The sequence below is a fragment of the Sphingomonas sp. CROZ-RG-20F-R02-07 genome, from assembly GCF_022662335.1.
GTDB lineage: Bacteria > Pseudomonadota > Alphaproteobacteria > Sphingomonadales > Sphingomonadaceae > Sphingomonas.
Genome location: NZ_JAKNQJ010000003.1, coordinates 31,331 through 49,948 on the forward strand (window position 1 = coordinate 31,331; position 18,618 = coordinate 49,948).

Here is an 18,618-nt window from a genome sequence, read left to right on the forward strand (position 1 = left end):
GTGGCATCCATCCTCAAGATCGTCGGTACGCTCATCCTGTTGCTGATCGTGGTGCTCGCACTGGCCATCACGATCGTACCGCGCTTCCTCGACCGGATCTATTATCGCGGCCCCGCCACCGACCATTTCGACGGCGCGCGCTTCCGCAATCCGGACGGCGACGCCGATACGATCGGCGTGCCGAGTGGCGGCAGCCGGATCGGCTTTTTCTGGCGATTCTTCACCGGCACCGACGGGCGGCCGAAATGGCCGGAAAGCGTGGCGACGCCCAGTGCGGTGCCCGCCGCGCGGATCGAGGGCGAGCGGATGGTCGTCACCTGGGTGGGCCACGCGACGGTGCTGGTGCAGACGCAGGGGCTGAACATCCTCACCGATCCGGTGTGGAGCGATCGCGCCGGGCCGCTGGGTTTCGGGCCGAAGCGGGTGACGGCGCCCGGCATCGCGTTCGACGCGCTGCCCCGGATCGACGTGGTGCTGCTCAGCCACGATCATTACGACCATATGGATCTGGCGACGATCGGCCGGCTGTGGCGGCGCGACCGGCCGCATATCGTCACCAGCCTCGGCAACGACAGCGTGATCGCCAAAACCGGCGCGGAGGCGACCGCGGTCGATTGGGGCCAGCGGGTGCCGATCCGGCCGGGCATCGACGTGATCGTCACGCGCGCGCATCACTGGGGCACGCGGTGGAACACCGATCGCAACCGGGCGCTCTGGTCGGGCTTCGTCGTCACGATGCCGCAGGGCGGCAACGTCTTCTTCGCGGGCGACACCGGCATGGGCGACGGCCGCTGGCCCGCCGAGGCGGCGGCGTACGGCCCGATCCGCTTCGCGATGATCCCGATCGGCGCGTTCCGCTTCGTGCCCGGCCAGATGGCGATCGGCAGCCATATCGGCCCGGTCGATGCGGTGACGGTGTACCATGATCTGGGCGCCGCGCACGCGATGGCGATCCATTGGGGCACGTTCCGCCTGTCCTACGAGGCGTATGACACGCCGCCCAAGCTGCTGGCGGCGGCGATGGCGTGCACCGGGCAGACCGGCTTTGTCGCCGAGCCGATCGGCCGCCCGATCGAGATCGCCCCCTATGCGAAGCCCGCGCCCGTCCCCGCCATGTCGCGCGACGCGCTGCTCCGCTGCCTCGACACGCCGAGGGTGAAGGCGATGCAATAGAGCGGGAGGGCATTGGCGTGACCGGATCACGAGACCCGTTCGTGCTGAGCCCATCGCAGCACGCTCAGCACGAACGGATGCAGAGATCGGATCTAAGCAGCGTGATCCCGCGTCGGGATCGGCCGGACGCGCGTCAGGGCTGGAGCGCGTTGGCGGGGATGGGCGGCGGGTCGCCAAGGTCGATCGGCACGCGCCCGGTCTTGTCGGGATGCTTGGCGAAGGCGCGCTTCACGCCGTCGACCGCGCCGCCAATGATCGCGGGCAGCACGTAACCGCCCATCGCCACCGGACAGGCCTCGCCATAAGCGCCGCATTCGCCGCGCGCGCTCGGCCCGTCGAGCGCGACGGAGGCCTTCAGATCGGGGTTGGAGGGCACCGCATGATCGGGCGGCCCGCGGAAATCGCGGAGCGGCAGCCGCGGGGTGATCGCGTCGGTCCGGCCGCACACCACGATGTCCTTGCCCTTGTCGTCATTGGCGCTCGCGCACGGATCGACGAGGATCGAGAAACGCTCGGGCGCCGCCGCGGCGGGTGCCGTCTGCGCGAGGATCAGCAGCGCGGCGCCGATCATGGGGCGAGCGGCCGCAAACCGCCGACGCTCGCCTTCCCGCTCTCCGCGCCGGGGCCGAAGCTGGTGCCGGCGTGCACGCCCGCCATCCCGCCGCCGACGAGGAACGGCCCCATCTCCTCCATCGGCGTGCGTTCGTGGAGCAGCGCGGCGCGAGTGGCGGTCACGTCATCGGTGCGCGCGACGGCATGCTGCGCGAACGGCACGCGGAAACGGTCCGCGCCGCGCAGGCCGCATACCGTCACGTCGGTGGAATCGGGATCGGGCGTGCACCGATGCTCGGCGGTGGTGCGCGCCAGCGCATTGGCGATCAGCGTAGCGGGCAGGATCGTGGGCGGGGCGTCGGGATCCCCCGCGAGCAACAGCATCGGCATCATCAGCATGCGCGCATCCCTCTATGCGCCGATCCTGACGCAGCACCGGGGATCGCGCAAGCCCCGATGCCGTCACGCCGCGATCGGCGCGACGCCCAGGCGCGGGATCTCGATCGCGGGGCAGCGGTCCATCACCACCTTCAGCCCCGCCGCCTCGGCCCGCGCGGCGGCGGCTTCGTCGATCACGCCGAGCTGCATCCAAACCGCCTTCGCGCCCGCTGCGATCGCCGCGTCCACCGCTTCGCCCGCCGCGGCGGAATTGCGGAAGATGTCGACGATATCGATCGGGTCGCCGAGCTGCGACAGATCGCGGAACACGAACTCGCCGTGCACATGCTCGCCAGTGATCTGCGGGTTCACCGGGATCACCCGATATCCGTGCCGCTGGAGCGTCGCCATCACGCCATAGGAGGGCCGGTCCGGCCGGTCGGACGCGCCGATCATCGCGATCGTGCGGGCCTCGTCCAGCAGCGCCTTTATGTCGGCATCGGTGGTGAGCGGCATGACGTCTCCGTCCGAGGAAAACTGGTCCGCTCGTACCACGGCTCTACGCGCCGGGTACGACCGGTGACAAGACAACGCCGATCGCGCCTGCCGGTTTCATCGCGCCGGTTTCATGCAGATGCCAGCCACGCGGCGACCCGCGCGCCGATCGGTGCGAACACCGTGTCGGACGGATCGGCGGCGGGCGGCTCGCCCGCGTCGGATGCGGTGCGGATCGCGATGGTGAGCGGCACCCGGCCGAGGAAGGGGATGCCGAGCCGCGCCGCCGCCGCCTCGGCACCGCCGCTGCCGAACGGATCGGAGCTCTCGCCGCAATGCGGGCAGACATAGCCGGCCATGTTCTCGACCAGGCCGATGATCGGCACGCCCGCCTTGTCGAAGAAATCGATCGCGCGCGTCGCATCGATCAGCGCGAGATCCTGCGGCGTGGAGACGATCACCGCGCCGGCCGGCCGGTATTTCTGCACCATCGTCAACTGCACGTCGCCGGTGCCGGGGGGCAGATCGAGCACCAGCGTGTCGACCGCGCCCCAATCCGCCTCGACCAGCTGGCCGAGCGCGCCCGCCGCCATCGGCCCGCGCCATGCGATCGCCTTGCCGGGATCGACGAGCTGCCCCATCGACAGCAGCGGCACGCCGTAGCGCGTCGGCACCGGATCGAGCACCTTGCCGTGCGCGGTGGGGCGGGCCTCCTCGCAGTGCATGAGTTTGGGCTGCGAGGGGCCGTAGATATCGGCATCGACCAGCCCGACGCGTCGCCCGCCGCGCGACAGGGCGATAGCCAGATTGGCGGCCAGCGTCGATTTGCCGACCCCGCCCTTGCCGCTCGCGACCGCGATCAGCGCGCGCGTCATGCGTTCCGCGGTGACGACGATCCGCACTTCGGAGACGCCGGGCCGGTTCGCGGCCTGTTTGGCGGCAGCCTCCATCGCCTCGCGTTCGGCGGCGGCAAGGCCGGTCGCGTCGAGCACGATGCCCACGCGCGTGCCCTCCATCCGCACGGTCGCGCGGGGGCCGGTGACGGCGGCGACCGCGGCCTTCAGTGATTCCAGATCGATCATGCGCGCGAGATAGGCCCGCATGGGTCCCTTGGCACTGTTTTTCCGCTGGCGCCCTCCTATAAAGACAGGATGACATTCCTCTCGCGCTGGCCCCGGCGTCCCTCGATCCTCAACGCCGAACCGCCCAAGGGCCCCTGGGGTGGTGGCTCGGGCGACGGTCCGGGCGAGGGTGGCCCGCGCAACCCCTGGTCGCTGCCGCCCGGCGGCCGCAAACCCATCGGCCGGCCGAGCGCGCTCGACGACTTCCTGAAAAAGGCGCGCGCGACGGGTGGCGGCGGCGGCGGAATGGGCGGCGGCTTCGGCGGCGGCCTGCCGTCCGCGCCCAATGCGCGCGCCTTGTGGGCGATCGGCACCGCGATCATCCTGGGGGTGTGGATCCTCTACACGTCGGTCCATCCGATCAGCCCGCAGCAGCGCGGCGTCGTCACCTATTTCGGCGCCTATTCGGAAACCATCGATCCGGGCATCCGCTGGACGCTGCCCGCGCCGATCGCGCATGTGACGAAGGTGGACGTGCAGCGCATCCGCACCGAGAATTTCCCGACCGGCGAGGGCGAGAACCTGACGCTGACCGGCGACCAGAACATCATCGATCTCGCCTATTCGGTGCGCTGGAACATCGCGTCGCCACAGGATTACGTCTTCCAGCTCGCCGATCCGCAGTCGACCGTGCGCGCCGCAGCCGAAAGCGCGATGCGCGCCGTCGTCGCGCAGACCACGCTGAAACAGGCGCTGGGCGCCGGCCGCACCGTGATCGAGCAGCGGGTGCAGGATCTGACCCAGGCGATCCTCAACGATTATCATTCGGGCGTCCGCATCCAGGGCGTGGCGATCAAACAGGCCGCCGCGCCATCGCGGATCGTCGAGGAATTCAACAAGGTGACCGCCGCGCAGCAGGAGGCGGTGGCCAATCTCAACCAGTCGCAATCCTATGCGCAGCAGGTGGTCGCGCGCGCGCAGGGCGAGGCGGCGGCGTTCGACAAGGTCTATGCGCAGTACAAGCTCGCCCCCGAGGTGACGCGCCGCCGCATGTATTACGATACGATGGAAGCCGTGCTCGCCAAGACCGACAAGACGATCATCGAAACGCCCGGCGTCACGCCATATCTGCCGCTGGCCGGCGCGCGCAAATTGCCCGATCCGACGGTGAGCGCCGCGCCGCCGCCCGCCCCTGCCGCGGGAGGCGCCCAGTGAACGGCCTGTCGCTCCGCAACCCGGTGGTGGCCGGTATCCTGGCGCTGCTGCTCGTGATCGTGGCGGCGGCCACCTTCGCGATCGTGCCGGAAACGCAACAGGCGGTGATCCTGCGCTTCGAACAGCCCGTGCGCACCGTGAACGCCTGGGCGCCGAACCAGCCCTTCGGCCGCACCGGCGCCGGGCTGATCGCGCGCATCCCGTTCATCGACCGGATCGTGTGGGTCGACAAGCGCGTGCAGGATATCGACCTGGAGAATACGCTGGTGCTCTCGACCGACCAGCTCCGCCTCGAAGTCGATGCCTATGCGCGCTACCGCGTGGTCAATCCGCTCAAGATGGTGGTGAGCGCGGGCAGCGAGGATCGCGTTGCCGACCAGCTTCGCCCGATCCTCGGCTCGGCGCTGCGCAACGAGCTCGGCAAGCGCCAGTTCGTCGAACTGCTCAGCCCCGAGCGGGGGCAGTTGATGAACAACATCCAGGCCGCGCTTCAGCGCGTGGCGACGCAATATGGCGTCGAGATCGTCGACGTGCGGATCAAGCAGGCGAACCTGCCGGTCGGCTCGCCGCTCGACAGCGCGCTCAACCGGATGGCCACCGCGCGCCAGCAGGAGGCGATCACGATCCGCGCGCAAGGGCAGAAGGCGGCGCAGATCGTGCGCGCGCAGGCGGATGCGGATTCGGCCAAGATCTATGCCGATGCGTTCAACAAGGACGCGGACTTCTACGATTTCTATCGCGCGATGCAGTCCTACCGGCACACGTTCGGCGCGGACGGCACCACGCCCGAGGGATCGAGCGCGCTGATCCTTTCGCCCAACAACGCCTATCTCAAACAATTCGAGGGTCGCGGGCGCTGAGCGCCTGAATCGTTCGTTCATATTCAAGCATCGTTCAGCCGATCGCCGCCATGGCGAACCGATTTCGAACGTGAACCGAGAGGACCAATCTCCCGTGCGTTATGCCTATGCCCTGACCACCGCACTTCTCCTCGGGGGAGCGACCGCGTCGCTCGCGCTGCAGCCGGGCCAGACCGCCCAGAACGATCCCGCGCTGATCGCGCAGGCCGCCCCGCGGCCCGGCGCGCCGATGAGCTTCGCCGATCTGGTGGCCAAGCTCCAGCCCGCGGTCGTCAACATCTCGACCAAACAGTCGATCGTCCAGCAGCAGCAGGCGAACCCCTTTGCCGGCACGCCGTTCGGCGAACTGTTCGGCGGCGGCGGCGCGCAATCGGGGCCGCCGGTGAAGCGCGAGGGCGCGTCGCTGGGTTCGGGCTTCCTGATCTCGGCGGACGGCTATGTCGTCACCAACAACCATGTGATCGAAGGCGCCAAGGGCGCGACGGTCGAGTCGATCTCGGTCACCCTGGTGGACGGCAAGGAATATACCGCCAAGGTGGTCGGCAAGGATCCGACGTCCGATCTGGCGCTGCTTAAGGTGAACGCGACCGGCCTGCCGTTCGTCCGCTTCGGCGATTCCACGCGGTCGCGCGTCGGCGACTGGGTGCTCGCGATCGGCAACCCCTTCGGCCTCGGCTCGACGGTCACCGCGGGCATCGTCTCGGCGCTGCACCGCGTCGGGCTCGGCGCCTATGATCGTTTCATCCAGACCGATGCGGCGATCAACCAGGGCAATTCGGGCGGCCCGATGTTCAACCTGAACGGCGAAGTGATCGGCATCAACTCGCAGATCATCTCGCAGTCGGGCGGCAATGTCGGCATCGGCTTCGCGATCCCCGCCGAGGACGCGGCGCCGATCATCGAAACGCTTCGCCGCGGCAACAGCGTGAAGCGCGGCTATCTGGGCATCGGCATCCAGCCGGTGACGGACGATATCGCCGCGGCACTGGGCCTGCCCAAGGATCGTGGCGAGCTCATCAGCCGGATCGAGCCCAATCAGGCGGCGCAGCGCGCCGGGCTGAAGGCGGGCGACGTGGTGGTCCGCGTCAACGGCAAGGAGGTCACCCCGCAGAATTCGCTCAGCCGCCTCGTCGCCGACGTGCCGCCGGGCGGCACTGCGCGGCTCGACGTGATCCGCGACAACAAGCCGCTGACGCTGACCGCGACGGCGGGCACGCGGCCGAGCGAGGAGGTGTTGCAGAAGACGCTGGGCGGCGAGGATGACGACGGCCTGCCCGACGACGATTCGGGCTCGACCCAGGCCGCGCCGGCGACGGGCACGCTGGGCCTGAACGTCGTGCCGCTGACGCCGGGCATCGCGCGCTCGATCGGGGTCGATGCCGGCGTGACCGGCATCGTGATCGCCTCGGTCGATCCGTCGAGCGATGCGGCGCAGAAGCAGTTGAAGCGGGGCGACGTGATCGTCTCGATCAACGGCACGCCGACGCGCACCGTGGCAGCGCTCACTGCCGGCGTCGCGGCGGCGCGCGCAGCCGGGCGCGATCAGGTGCTGCTGTTCGTGCAGCGCGGCAAGATCGGCCAGTTCATCCCGGTGAAGATCAAGAAATAAGCCGCTCTCTCGATCGGAAAAAGGCCGTCGCTCCCGGTGAGCGGCGGCCTTTTTCGTTTCGGGTGGCCGGTGGAGACGGCTCGACTTTACGCGATGCCGGCGGATATGGCGGAGAGGGCTTCAGAGCAGGATAACGTCAACGCGATCCCCTCTCTATCTCCGTTCGTGCTGAGCTTGTCGAAGCGCGCGCTCCGCACGTAAGCGTTCGTATGCGGAACCCGCCCTTCGACAAGCTCTGGGCGAACGGTGCATGGTACGATAACCCCAGTTCAGGAGCGGCACATGGACGACATCTTCATCGGCATGGCGGCGGACGGCACGCGGCAGACGCTCGATCTCCGGCGCGCCAACCGCCACGGGCTGATCGCGGGCGCGACGGGCACCGGCAAGACGGTGACGTTGCAGGGCATCGTCGAGGGATTTTCCCAGGCCGGGGTGCCGTGCTTCGTCGCCGACGTGAAAGGCGATCTGTCGGGCCTGGCGATGGCCGGATCGCCGGCGGCGAAGACGCACGCCGCCTTTGCCGAACGCGCCGCGGCGATCGGCGACACCGACTGGACCTATGCCGACAATCCCGTGCAGTTCTGGGATCTGTTCGGCGAGCAGGGCCATCCCGTCCGCACCACCATCACCGAGATGGGGCCGCTGCTGCTCGCCCGGCTGATGGATCTGAACGACGTGCAGGAGGGCGTGCTGCAGATCGCCTTCCATGTCGCCGACAAGGACGGGCTGCTGCTGCTCGATCTCGACGATCTCCAGGCGATGCTCGCCGATTGCGCGGGCCGGGCGGACGAACTGACGACCAGCTATGGCAACGTGTCGAAACAGTCGATCGGCGCGATCCAGCGCGCTTTGCTCCAGTTGCGTTCGCAGGGCGCGGAGCATTTCTTCGGCGAACCCGCGCTCGACATGGCGGATTTCATCAAGACCGACGACAAAGGGCGCGGCGTCGTCAACATCCTCGCCGCCGACCGGCTGATGGCCAGCCCCAAGCTCTATTCCACCTTTCTGCTGTGGCTGATGAGCGAATTGTTCGAGCATCTCCCCGAGGTCGGCGATCCCGACAAGCCGGTGCTGTGCTTCTTCTTCGACGAGGCGCATCTGCTGTTCGATGCCGCGCCCAAGGCACTGCTGGAGAAGATCGAACAGGTGGTCCGGCTGATCCGCTCCAAGGGCGTGGGCATCTATTTCATCACCCAGAATCCGATCGACGTGCCTGATACGGTGGCAGGCCAGCTCGGCAATCGCGTGCAGCATGCGCTGCGCGCGTTCACGCCGCGCGATCAGGCGGCGGTGCGCGCCGCCGCGGAGACGTTCCGCGCCAACCCGGGCGTGGACGTGGCCAGCGCCATCACCGAGCTGAAGGTGGGCGAGGCACTGGTCTCGCTGCTCCAGGCCGACGGATCGCCCACCCCCGTCGAGCGGACGCTCGTCAAGCCACCCGTTAGCCGGGTGGGGCCGATCACCGCCGACGAGCGCAAGGTGATGATCGAGACGGACGCGATCGGCGCGAAATACGACGTCGCGGTGAACCGCGAGTCTGCGGGGGAACTGCTCGCCGCGCGGGCGCAGGAGGCGAGCGCTTCGGTCGCCGCGGCCAAGGCGACCACCGATGCGGAAAAGACCGCCGCGGCGCAGTCGAAGGCCGACGCGCAGGCGGCGCGCGCCGCGGCGCAGGCTTCGGCGAACAGCCCTTGGGCGAAGATGGCGACATCGGCGGCGCGTGCCGCGAGTTCGTCGATCGGGCGGCAGGTGGCCAATGAGATCGGCAAACAGGTGTTCGGCACGAAGAGCCGCGGCGGATCGGCAGCGGGCGGCCTTCTCGAGACGGTAGCGCGCGGCGTGCTCGGAAATCTGTTCCGGGGACGCTGACCGGCGTCCTTGCGTACCGAATGGTTTACGCGGAGGCGCGGAGACCGGCTTTGCACCAAGGTCGCGCCCGACTTCAGGTGATGAAGCGCCGCCTATGCACCAAACCCGTTCGCCCCGAGCTTGTCGAAGGGCCTGTTCCGCGCGCGAAAGCGCGATCGCGGAGAAAAGCGTTTCGACAGGCTCAGCACGAACGGATCGGGAGCTGGACCGAGCGGCGACCCCTCAGGCCTTGACCAGCCCGATCTCGACCAGCCGCTCGTGCAGATAGTCGTGCGCGGTGATCGGCACGGGATGGCGGTTCGGGTTTTGCGGCGTAATGCAGCCGGGCAGCGTCTTGATCAGAAAATCGGGCGCGGGGTGGAGGAAGAACGGCATCGAATAGCGCGAATGACCGCGTCGCTCGGGCGGCGGGTTGACGACGCGGTGCGTGGTCGAGGGCAGCACATGATTGGTGAGGCGCTGGAGCATGTCGCCCACGTTCACCACCATCGCGCCCTCGGGCGGGCGGACCGGGAGCCACGCGCCGGTGTCGCGGTCGCGCAGTTCGAGACCGGCCTCTTCCGCGCCCAGCAGCAGCGTGATGAGGTTGATGTCCTCATGCGCACCGGCGCGCACGCCCTCCGCATCGGCGGGGATGGGCGGATAATGGAGCAGCCGCAGCACGCTGTTGCCGTCCTTCACCGCCGGCGCGAACCAGTCGGGGGCGAGCTTCAGGTGGCGCGCGATCGCCGATAACAGCCGGTCGCCCGCGGCATCGAACGCGGCGAACAGCGCGAGGAAGGTGTCGCGAAACCGCTCGGGCTGTGTCGGCCAGATATTGGCCGCCATCTGCGCGGCATAACGATGCCCCTCGGGCAGTTCGCGGCCGACATGCCAGAATTCCTTCAGGTCGACCGCGCTCGCGCCCTTGGCGATCTCGGTCTTGAACGGCGTATAGCCGCGCGCGCCGCCGCCGCCGGGCGTGTGATAGCCGCGCTTCTCCGCATCGTCGCGGGCGAACAGCGCCTGCGTGTCGACCCAGGCGCGCGCGATCAGATCGTCGGGCACGCCGTGATCCGCGACGATCGCGAAGCCGAAGCGTTCGAACGATCCGCCGAGCGCGGCGGCAAAACCATCGGGATCGCTCGCCTGTTCGGCGAGGCTGAGCGTCGGAACCTGGGCGGCGGGAGTGTCGAGCATCGTCTTTGTCCGGCAAGGGGTTATGGCCCGTCTTACGCGCCTGCGCGCCGCTTTCCAATCCGATCGGACCCGCGCGACGGAACCGTGCCCCGCCCCCACCGTTCGGGCTGGAGGCACAATCAGGAGACGGATCATGGGCGGACATCAGGTTCCCGGCATGGGATCGGGCGACGACGGCTATGACGAGGAAGGCTATGACGAAAGCCAGCGCGCCGAGATCATGGAGGCCACGCGCGACGGGCCCAGCGACGGCGTGATCCTGACCGACCTCCAGCCCGATATCGGCGACGATGACGACGAAGACGAGTCGATCGACGAGACGCGGATGGACTCCGAAGAGGTCGGCGAGAGCGACGCCAGCGTCACCATGGACGAGGATGACGCCGACGAGGACGACGCGCAGGACGCGTTCGATGCCGACGCCACCGGCGCGGACGAGGATGACGACGATACACTCGACGATGCCGACGAGGTCGCAATGAAGCCCTGATCCATTGGGTCGTTTCGTCCGGCGGTCAGATGTTTGCGGGTCGGCGGCTATCGATTGCGTCCTGCCGATGATGACCGGTAGCGATGGCGAACAGTCTGATCTGAACGCACCGCCTCGCCAAGGGCGCGCATCGGCCGTATTCTTGCCGCAGTGCATTCATGCTTTGGCAAGAAACCGTTGCGGAAATGCGACAGTTTTGATTGTTCCGCGCATTTCTGCGCTGCAATGCAACGATCGCCTTCAAGGCTGGTTTTGTGGGGCCTAGGCAACTTCGGTGACCCTCGGGTGGCCCTCGGTTGCCAAGATCATTAATAATAGAAGGTATGAACAACGATGCGTAAGCTCACCCTCGCCGCCGCGGCTGCGTTTGCCGCGATCACCGCTGCCCCCGCGTTCGCGCAGGATGCGACCGCGCCCGCTCCCGTCGACACCGCCGCTCCGGCCGACAGCGGCCCGCGCGCACCCGACGGTTCGAAGGCGTTCGGCATCGAGCCGTATTTCGGCGTGATGGGCGGCTGGGAATCGTTCGACAACCAGGGAGGTTACGGCCTGCCGCGCGCGCTGAACTCCAACGGTTCGGTCCGCAACAACTACCGCCTCGAGGGTGCGCTGGTTCAGGGCGTCGCCGGCATCAACGTGCCGCTCGGGCCGATCTTCGTCGGCGTCGAAGGTAACGTGGTCAAGGGCATCGATGGCAACATCGATTGGGAATATGGCGGCGCGGGTCGCGTCGGCGTGCGCGCTGGCGACAGCGGCCTGTTCTACGGCAAGGTCGGCTATCAGTGGGTCAATTTCGACCATTTCTCGCAGTATAACACGGGCGCCAGCCTAAACCGCGACTATGGCGCGATGACCTACGGCATCGGCACCGAAGTCGGCCCGAAGGATATCGGCCTGAAGGGGATCACCGGCAATGCGGGCTTCCGCATCCGCGCCGAGGTGAACACCTATGGCAGCTTCCGCAGCCTGCGCCCGATGCTGGGCGTCATCACGCACTTCTGATCCTTCGCGATCGAAAGTGCCAAAGGGGCGGGGGATAGCGGCATCCCCCGCCCTTTTTGGTGTGCGGCGAAGATGGGGCACGGATACGTGCGGCCCTTGCCGATCGCTTGCGTCAAGATCCGTGGCAGCCCGTCGCACCGGCGGCCCTCGCAACCGTTCGCCCACCGGCGTACCGCCCCGGACACCTGCCAGAGCGGTACATGGCGCGCTTACTCCGCCGCCACCCCGGCCGCGGCGAACATGTCGCCGCTGTCGTCCAGATCCTGCGTCGGCAGCGCGCCCACGCCGGCCTTGGCCTTACGGCGCTTGTCGAAGCCGTCCCACACCTCGTTCCAGTTGCCGCGGGTCGCCGCCTTCGAATATTCGGTGGCGCGCTGTTCGAAGAAATTGGCGTGCTCCACGCCGTTCAGCATCGGGGCGAGCCAAGGCAGGGGATGTTCGTCGATCATGTAGATCGGCTTCAGGCCCAATTGATTCAGCCGCCAATCGGCGATGAAGCGGATATATTTCTTGATCTCCTTGGGCGTCATGCCGGTGACGGGCCCCATTTCGAAGGCGAGATCGATGAAATTGTCCTCCAGCCGGATCGTCGTCTGGCACACGTCGGCGATGTCGTCCTTCACCGCCTTGGTGAGGCACTGGCGCTCGTGGCAGAAGGTGTGGAACATCTTGATGATGCCCTCGCAGTGCAGGCTCTCGTCGCGGATCGACCAGGTGACGATCTGGCCCATGCCCTTCATCTTGTTGAAGCGCGGGAAGTTCATCAGCATCGCGAAGCTGGCGAAGAGCTGCACGCCCTCGGTGAAGCCGCCGAACATGGCGAGCGTGCGGGCGATGTCCTCGTCGGTATCGACGCCGAAGTTCTGCATGTAGTCATGCTTTTCCTTCATCTCGGCATATTCGAGGAAGGCGCCATATTCGCTCTCGGGCATGCCGATCGTGTCGAGCAGATGGCTGTAGGCGGCGATGTGCACCGTCTCCATGTTGCTGAACGAGGTCAGCATCATCTTGATCTCGGTCGGCTTGAACACGCGGCCATATTTCTCGTGATAGCAATCCTGCACCTCGACATCGGCCTGCGTGAAGAAGCGGAAGATCTGCGTCAGCAGGTTGCGCTCGTGCTCGCTGAGCTTCTGCGCCCAGTCGCGGCAATCCTCGCCGAGCGGCACTTCCTCGGGCAGCCAGTGGAGCTGCTGCTGGCGCTTCCAGAAATCGAACGCCCAAGGGTATTCGAACGGCTTGTACTGCTTGCGGGCTTCGGTGAGCGACATGGGATTACTCCTAAAATACTTTAACGAGAGCGAAGATGACGAACGCTACGCCAATAAGGCCAGCAGCGGCGCCGACGACGCGAATTGCTGGGATGGAAAGGGATAGATGCCAAGGTGGGTCGCGATACCGTGCGGGCTTTGATGCAAGGCCATAGCCGACCACCACCCAAGCAATGCCAACCATGAGTTGATGTGCGATTCGCGCGTTCACCGCCCCGGCCCCCATGACCACATCGCGTCGGCCGACAGGCCGAGCACGAAACCGGCGGCGACCAGCATGATGCCGACCATCCGGAACACATAGACGCGCGCAGGTGCCGTCGGCCAGGCGAGCGACACCAGCATCGCGATGCCGATCAGCGTGAACAGCCCCGCGACGGTGAACATGATGCCGACCTGCCACGTCATGCGACCATATCCGCATCCATGCGTTTCGCACCCGCAACCTTCAACGCAGGAGCCTTATCATGGTCGATACCACCCAGATCCAGGAGCATATGGAAGTCGTCGATGCGGACGGCGTGCACGTCGGCACGGTCGACCACATGGACGGCGACCGGATCAAGCTGACCAAGAACGACAGCCCCCAAACTCAGGACGGCCAGGGCGCCAAGCATCATTACATTTCGGTCGGCCTGGTGGCCGGAATCGAAGACGGCAAGGTCCGCCTGAGCGCGACCGCCGACAATGTGACGAGCCTCGAAGAGACCGAGTAAGCCGATCGGGCACGCGCCCGCGAGACTTTCGGCCCCGGTTCGCGACTTGCGAGCCGGGGCTTTTCGTATCGGGCGGCCGCGCATCGCCCGGCCTTCAGACGGCACCGTAGCGCGGCCCCGCCGTCCGCCATGACGAGCCTTCGCATTGCTCACGCAATCCGAAGCCGCCCATGCGTTACTGGCAGGCCAGGCATTCATCGTAATCGGTCGTTTCGAACTGATATTTGGGCTGCTCGATCGTGTTGTCGTTCTCCACGCCGCCGGCGAAGCCCGCGCGCTGGATGCTCTTCGAGCGCAGATAGTAGAGCGACTTGATCCCCAGCTCCCAGGCGCGGAAGTGGAGCATCAGCAGATCCCATTTCTCGACATCCGCCGGGATGAACAGGTTCAGCGACTGCGCCTGATCGATATAGGGCGTGCGGTCGCCGGCGAGTTCCAAGAGCCAGCGCTGATCGATCTCGAAGCTGGTCTTGAAACAATCCTTTTCCTCGGCGGATAGGAAATCGAGATGCTGGACGCTGCCGCCCTGCTCCAGGATCGTGTTCCACACCGCGTCCGAATTCTTCGATTTCTCGATCAGCAGCTTTTCGAGATACGGGTTCTTGACCGACCACGATCCCGACAGCGTCTTGTGGGTGTAGATGTTCGCCGGGATCGGCTCGATGCAGGCAGACGTGCCGCCACAGATGATGCTGATCGACGCCGTCGGTGCGATCGCCATCTTGCAGGAGAAGCGCTCCATCACGCCCATGTCGGCGGCGTCGGGGCACGGACCGCGTTCGATCGCGAGCTGCATCGACGCTTCGTCGACCTGGCCCTTGATGTGCTTGAACATGCGCAGGTTCCACGACTTCGCCATCGCGCCCTCGAAAGCGAGGCCGCGGGCCTGGAGGAAGCTGTGGAAGCCCATGACCCCCAGGCCCACCGAACGCTCGCGCGCGGCGGAATAGGCGGCGCGCTCCATGCCGGGCTCGGCGCGGTCGATGAAATCCTGGAGCACATTGTCGAGGAAGCGCATCACATCCTCGATGAAGCCCTTCTGGTCCTTCCACTGGTCCCAGGTCTCGAGGTTCAGCGACGAGAGGCAGCACACCGCGGTGCGATCCTCGCCCAGATGGTCCTTGCCCGTGGGCAGCGTGATCTCGCTGCACAGGTTCGAGGTGGAGACCTTCAGCCCCAGGTCGCGGTGATGCTTGGGCATCGCCTTGTTCACGTGATCGGCGAAGATGATGTAAGGCTCGCCCGTCTGGAGCCGCGTCTCGACCAGCTTCTGGAAGAGCGAGCGCGCATCGACCGTGGCGCGTACCGTGCGATCCTTGGGGCTGAGCAGGTTCCATTCGGACCCGTCGCGTACCGCTTCCATGAAATCGTCGGTCAGCAGCACGCCGTGGTGCAGGTTCAGCGCCTTGCGGTTGAAATCGCCCGACGGTTTGCGGATCTCGAGGAACTCTTCGATCTCGGGATGCGAGATGTCGAGATAGCAGGCCGCCGAGCCGCGCCGCAGCGACCCTTGCGAGATCGCGAGGGTAAGCGAATCCATCACCCGGACGAAGGGGATGATGCCGCTGGTCTTGCCGTTCAGCCCCACAGGCTCGCCGATCCCGCGGACATTGCCCCAATAGGTGCCGATCCCGCCGCCGCGCGACGCCAGCCAGACATTCTCGTTCCAGGTGTCGACGATGCCGTTCAGGCTGTCGGGCACCGAATTGAGGAAGCACGAGATCGGCAGGCCGCGTCCGGTGCCGCCGTTCGACAGCACGGGCGTGGCGGGCATGAACCACAATTGCGAGATCGCGTCGTAGATGCGCTGCGCATGGCCGGCATCGTCGGCATAGGCCGAGGCGACGCGGACGAAGAGATCCTGATAGCCCTCGCCCGGCAGCAGATAGCGATCGGTGAGCGTCTCCTTGCCGAAATCGGTGAGCAGCGCGTCGCGGCTGTGATCGACCTCGACCGGATAGGACTGCGCCTTCACCGTCTTGCTCGTCATCGGCGTGGCCGCCGTCGGGGCTTCGGCCGTCTGGGCCATCGTGTCGATCGTATCGGTGCTCATGTCGCTATCCCGGTCGTCCCTGAAATCCATCGTCGGCTCCTCAGCCTTTCGAATCAGGAGCTTGCCCGATCCTATCACCGAAGGCGGCCCGGGCGAGAACAAAACATGTCCATCGCGATCGCCGGCGGAAGGTCGAACCGCCCAACCGATATAAGGTTGCGGTGCCGCTCCTACCAGCGATTGGGTCCGCCCCCGAACTCAACCCCCACAAGTTGTGGCAAAGCGGCGCGGGACGCAAGCGGGTAAACGCGGCGTTCGTCCTGTCGCCGGGGCGGCTGGCGGACGCGGAATCCCGCGACGCGCGGTCGTCCGCGGCTTCCCCGAAACGCAAGGGAACGGGGCGGGAACGAAAATATTTTGATGCGCCCTGTACCCAAGCCCTCGCCGGGTACAGGGCCGATTTCCCGTCACCCTCGCGCAGGCGAAGGGACGGTGAAACCCTAGCGCGAGCGGGAGCCGCCCATGCGCATCTTCTGGCTCTTTCCGTAGCGCGTCTTGCGCGTGCCGGGCTTGCCTTCGTTCGAACGGCCCATCAGCGGCGCCTTCTGCTGGTCGACCGGCAGGCCCAGCTCCTCGTTCTCCAGCTGGCGGATTTCGTCGCGCAGGCGGCCCGCGGTCTCGAATTCCAGATCGCTGGCGGCCTTGCGCATCTGCTTTTCGAGATCCTCGATATAGGCGCGCAGATTGTGGCCGACCATGTGCGGACGGTCCTCGTCGATCTCGACGGTCACCTGATCCTTCGAGGCGACGTGCGCGATGATGTCACCGATGCTGCGGCGGATCGTCGTGGGCGTGATGCCATGTTCGGTGTTGTACGCGATCTGCTTCTCACGGCGGCGCGCGGTCTCGTTCATCGCGCGCTCCATCGATCCGGTGATGCGGTCGGCATAGAGGATCACGCGCCCGTCGACGTTGCGCGCGGCGCGGCCGATCGTCTGGATCAGCGAGGTCTCGCTGCGCAGAAAGCCCTCCTTGTCCGCATCGAGGATCGCGACCAGGCCGCATTCGGGAATGTCCAGTCCCTCGCGCAGCAGGTTGATGCCGATCAGCACGTCATAGACGCCCAGGCGGAGGTCGCGGATCAGCTCGATGCGCTCCAGCGTCTCGACGTCCGAATGCATGTAGCGGACCTTGATCCCCGCCTCGTGCATATATTCGGTCAGATCCTCCGCCATCCGCTTGGTGAGCGTCGTCACCAGCGTTCGGTATCCCGCCGCCGTCGTCTTCTGGCATTCGACGATCAGGTCCTGCACCTGTTCCTCGACGGGCTTGATCTCGACGGGCGGATCGATCAGCCCGGTGGGGCGGATCACCTGTTCGGCGAACACGCCGCCGGTCTGCTCCATCTCCCACCCGCCCGGCGTCGCCGAGACATAGGTGGTCTGCGGGCGCATGGCGTCCCATTCGTTGAAGCGCAGCGGCCGATTATCGATCGCGGACGGCAGGCGGAAGCCATATTCGGCCAGCGTCAGCTTGCGCCGGTGATCGCCGCGCGACATGCCGTTGATCTGGCCGATCGTCACATGGCTCTCGTCGACGAACAGCATCGCGTTGTCGGGCAGATATTCGAACAAGGTGGGCGGCGGCTCGCCCGGCATCCGGCCGGTGAGGAAGCGGCTGTAATTCTCGATGCCGGCGCAACTGCCCGTCGCCGCGATCATCTCCAGATCGAAATTGGTGCGCTGCTCCAGCCGCTGCGCCTCGAGCAGCTTACCCTCGGTCACCAGCTCCTTCAGCCGCTCGGCCAGCTCGTGCTTGATCGCCTCGCCCGCCTGTTTCAGCGTCGGGCCGGGCGTGACATAATGCGAATTGGCATAGACGCGCACCGAATTGAGCGAGGCGACCTTGCGGCCGGTGAGCGGATCGAATTCGGTGATCTCCTCGATATCGTCGCCGAAGAAGCTGATCCGCCAGGCGCTGTCCTCGTAATGCGAGGGGAAGATCTCGAGCGTGTCGCCCTTCACGCGAAAATTGCCGCGCTGGAAGGCGGCGTCGTTGCGCTTGTACTGCAGCGCCACCAGCTTGCGCACGATCTCGCGCTGGTCGACCGTCGCGCCCTTCTTCAAATCGAAGATCATCGCCGAATAGGTCTCGACCGAGCCGATGCCGTACAGGCACGAGACCGACGCGACGATGATGACGTCGTCGCGCTCCAGCAGCGCGCGCGTCGCCGAATGGCGCATCCGGTCGATCGACTCGTTGGTCGAACTTTCCTTCTCGATATAGGTGTCGCTGCGCGCGACATAGGCTTCGGGCTGGTAATAGTCGTAATAGCTGACGAAATATTCCACCGCATTGTCGGGGAAGAACGACTTCATCTCGCCATAGAGTTGGGCCGCCAGGATCTTGTTGGGCGCGAGGATCAGCGCGGGCCGCTGGCATTCCTCGATCACCTTGGCCATCGTGAAGGTCTTGCCCGAGCCCGTCACGCCCAGCAGCACCTGGTCGCGCTCGCCTGCATTCACTTGCGCCACCAGTTCGCGGATCGCGCCGGGCTGGTCGCCGCTCGGGGTATATTCGCTGGCGAGCACGAAGCGCTTGCCGCCCTCCACCTTCTGGGGGCGTGCGGAGGGGCGGTGGGGAACGAACGTCTCGCCCGTTTCCGGCTCGGCGAGGCTGGTGCGAATCTGGATTGCCATAGACGCAGAATATGGGTTGGAGCATCGCCGTGCGCAACGAACGCGCCGTCAGG

Annotated in this window: 17 protein-coding genes; 8 read left to right on the top strand and 9 right to left on the bottom strand. The window is 66.5% G+C overall.

What is annotated here, in order from left to right; all coding sequences use genetic code 11:
• Positions 1-9: 9 nt before the first annotated feature.
• Positions 10-1,173: an MBL fold metallo-hydrolase gene (locus L8H00_RS05835; RefSeq protein WP_242096685.1), complete on the top strand. Its 1,164-nt coding sequence runs from the start codon at positions 10-12 to the stop codon at positions 1,171-1,173.
• Positions 1,174-1,306: 133 nt separating this feature from the next.
• On the opposite strand, the gene L8H00_RS05840 is transcribed toward L8H00_RS05835, so the two are convergent.
• From L8H00_RS05840 to L8H00_RS05855, 4 genes are all read right to left on the bottom strand, one after another.
• Positions 1,307-1,744, bottom strand: coding sequence for a hypothetical protein (locus tag L8H00_RS05840; protein WP_242096313.1), 438 nt, complete (start codon positions 1,742-1,744; stop codon positions 1,307-1,309).
• Positions 1,741-2,124, bottom strand: coding sequence for a hypothetical protein (locus L8H00_RS05845; RefSeq protein WP_242096314.1), 384 nt, complete (start codon positions 2,122-2,124; stop codon positions 1,741-1,743). The genes L8H00_RS05840 and L8H00_RS05845 overlap by 4 nt, the downstream gene beginning before the upstream one ends.
• A 63-nt stretch (positions 2,125-2,187) precedes the next feature.
• Positions 2,188-2,619, bottom strand: a complete 432-nt coding sequence (locus L8H00_RS05850; protein ID WP_242096315.1) for a CoA-binding protein — start codon at positions 2,617-2,619, stop codon at positions 2,188-2,190.
• A gap of 110 nt (positions 2,620-2,729) precedes the next feature.
• Positions 2,730-3,680 (bottom strand): Mrp/NBP35 family ATP-binding protein, encoded by a 951-nt coding sequence (locus L8H00_RS05855; RefSeq protein WP_242096686.1) that lies wholly within the window; start codon positions 3,678-3,680, stop codon positions 2,730-2,732.
• A gap of 69 nt (positions 3,681-3,749) precedes the next feature.
• Between L8H00_RS05855 and L8H00_RS05860 the strand changes: the two genes are divergently transcribed.
• The 4 genes from L8H00_RS05860 to L8H00_RS05875 all read left to right on the top strand — a co-directional run bounded on the left by L8H00_RS05860 (position 3,750) and on the right by L8H00_RS05875 (position 9,215).
• Positions 3,750-4,874 carry a protease modulator HflK gene (locus tag L8H00_RS05860; RefSeq protein ID WP_242096316.1) on the top strand — a complete coding sequence of 375 codons (1,125 nt, stop codon included), beginning with the start codon at positions 3,750-3,752 and terminating at the stop codon, positions 4,872-4,874.
• Positions 4,871-5,734 carry a protease modulator HflC gene (locus L8H00_RS05865; protein ID WP_242096317.1) on the top strand — a complete coding sequence of 288 codons (864 nt, stop codon included), beginning with the start codon at positions 4,871-4,873 and terminating at the stop codon, positions 5,732-5,734. Before L8H00_RS05860 ends, L8H00_RS05865 begins: the two co-directional genes overlap by 4 nt.
• A 94-nt stretch (positions 5,735-5,828) precedes the next feature.
• Positions 5,829-7,343: a Do family serine endopeptidase gene (locus L8H00_RS05870; protein ID WP_242096318.1), complete on the top strand. Its 1,515-nt coding sequence runs from the start codon at positions 5,829-5,831 to the stop codon at positions 7,341-7,343.
• A gap of 282 nt (positions 7,344-7,625) precedes the next feature.
• Positions 7,626-9,215: a helicase HerA-like domain-containing protein gene (locus tag L8H00_RS05875; protein ID WP_242096319.1), complete on the top strand. Its 1,590-nt coding sequence runs from the start codon at positions 7,626-7,628 to the stop codon at positions 9,213-9,215.
• 222 nt (positions 9,216-9,437) lie between these two features.
• On the opposite strand, the gene L8H00_RS05880 is transcribed toward L8H00_RS05875, so the two are convergent.
• A complete protein-coding gene (locus L8H00_RS05880; protein ID WP_242096320.1) occupies positions 9,438-10,394 on the bottom strand; it encodes a 2OG-Fe(II) oxygenase family protein in 957 nt (318 codons plus the stop codon).
• Between the two features lie 133 nt (positions 10,395-10,527).
• Between L8H00_RS05880 and L8H00_RS05885 the strand changes: the two genes are divergently transcribed.
• Positions 10,528-10,884 carry a DNA primase gene (locus tag L8H00_RS05885; RefSeq protein WP_242096321.1) on the top strand — a complete coding sequence of 119 codons (357 nt, stop codon included), beginning with the start codon at positions 10,528-10,530 and terminating at the stop codon, positions 10,882-10,884.
• A 333-nt stretch (positions 10,885-11,217) separates the two neighbouring features.
• Positions 11,218-11,886, top strand: coding sequence for an opacity protein (locus L8H00_RS05890; protein WP_242096322.1), 669 nt, complete (start codon positions 11,218-11,220; stop codon positions 11,884-11,886).
• A gap of 209 nt (positions 11,887-12,095) precedes the next feature.
• Here L8H00_RS05890 and L8H00_RS05895 read toward each other — a convergent pair whose 3' ends face one another.
• Positions 12,096-13,157, bottom strand: a complete 1,062-nt coding sequence (locus L8H00_RS05895) for a ribonucleotide-diphosphate reductase subunit beta (protein ID WP_242096323.1) — start codon at positions 13,155-13,157, stop codon at positions 12,096-12,098.
• Between the two features lie 207 nt (positions 13,158-13,364).
• Positions 13,365-13,565 carry a hypothetical protein gene (locus L8H00_RS05900; protein ID WP_242096324.1) on the bottom strand — a complete coding sequence of 67 codons (201 nt, stop codon included), beginning with the start codon at positions 13,563-13,565 and terminating at the stop codon, positions 13,365-13,367.
• Positions 13,566-13,624: 59 nt separating this feature from the next.
• Here L8H00_RS05900 and L8H00_RS05905 point away from each other — a divergent pair, with 59 nt between their 5' ends.
• Positions 13,625-13,873, top strand: coding sequence for a DUF2171 domain-containing protein (locus L8H00_RS05905; RefSeq protein WP_242096325.1), 249 nt, complete (start codon positions 13,625-13,627; stop codon positions 13,871-13,873).
• Between the two features lie 175 nt (positions 13,874-14,048).
• On the opposite strand, the gene L8H00_RS05910 is transcribed toward L8H00_RS05905, so the two are convergent.
• Both L8H00_RS05910 and uvrB read right to left on the bottom strand, forming a co-directional pair.
• Positions 14,049-15,956, bottom strand: coding sequence for a ribonucleoside-diphosphate reductase subunit alpha (locus L8H00_RS05910; protein WP_242096326.1), 1,908 nt, complete (start codon positions 15,954-15,956; stop codon positions 14,049-14,051).
• A 410-nt stretch (positions 15,957-16,366) separates the two neighbouring features.
• Entirely contained in the window at positions 16,367-18,565 is a 2,199-nt protein-coding gene (gene uvrB / locus L8H00_RS05915) for an excinuclease ABC subunit UvrB (RefSeq protein ID WP_242096327.1), read from the bottom strand.
• Positions 18,566-18,618: the final 53 nt, after the last annotated feature.

Bases quoted from the DNA above. Each gene is read 5' to 3' on its own strand.
- L8H00_RS05840 (WP_242096313.1), bottom strand. From the start codon at position 1,744: ATGATCGGCGCCGCGCTGCTGATCCTCGCGCAGACGGCACCCGCCGCG.
- L8H00_RS05845 (WP_242096314.1), bottom strand. From the start codon at position 2,124: ATGCTGATGATGCCGATGCTGTTGCTCGCGGGGGATCCCGACGCCCCG.
- L8H00_RS05850 (WP_242096315.1), bottom strand. From the start codon at position 2,619: ATGCCGCTCACCACCGATGCCGACATAAAGGCGCTGCTGGACGAGGCC.
- L8H00_RS05855 (WP_242096686.1), bottom strand. From the start codon at position 3,680: ATGATCGATCTGGAATCACTGAAGGCCGCGGTCGCCGCCGTCACCGGC.
- L8H00_RS05860 (WP_242096316.1), top strand. From the start codon at position 3,750: ATGACATTCCTCTCGCGCTGGCCCCGGCGTCCCTCGATCCTCAACGCC.
- L8H00_RS05875 (WP_242096319.1), top strand. From the start codon at position 7,626: ATGGACGACATCTTCATCGGCATGGCGGCGGACGGCACGCGGCAGACG.
- L8H00_RS05880 (WP_242096320.1), bottom strand. From the start codon at position 10,394: ATGCTCGACACTCCCGCCGCCCAGGTTCCGACGCTCAGCCTCGCCGAA.
- L8H00_RS05885 (WP_242096321.1), top strand. From the start codon at position 10,528: ATGGGCGGACATCAGGTTCCCGGCATGGGATCGGGCGACGACGGCTAT.
- L8H00_RS05890 (WP_242096322.1), top strand. From the start codon at position 11,218: ATGCGTAAGCTCACCCTCGCCGCCGCGGCTGCGTTTGCCGCGATCACC.
- L8H00_RS05895 (WP_242096323.1), bottom strand. From the start codon at position 13,157: ATGTCGCTCACCGAAGCCCGCAAGCAGTACAAGCCGTTCGAATACCCT.
- L8H00_RS05900 (WP_242096324.1), bottom strand. From the start codon at position 13,565: ATGACGTGGCAGGTCGGCATCATGTTCACCGTCGCGGGGCTGTTCACG.
- L8H00_RS05905 (WP_242096325.1), top strand. From the start codon at position 13,625: ATGGTCGATACCACCCAGATCCAGGAGCATATGGAAGTCGTCGATGCG.
- L8H00_RS05910 (WP_242096326.1), bottom strand. From the start codon at position 15,956: ATGGATTTCAGGGACGACCGGGATAGCGACATGAGCACCGATACGATC.
- uvrB (WP_242096327.1), bottom strand. From the start codon at position 18,565: ATGGCAATCCAGATTCGCACCAGCCTCGCCGAGCCGGAAACGGGCGAG.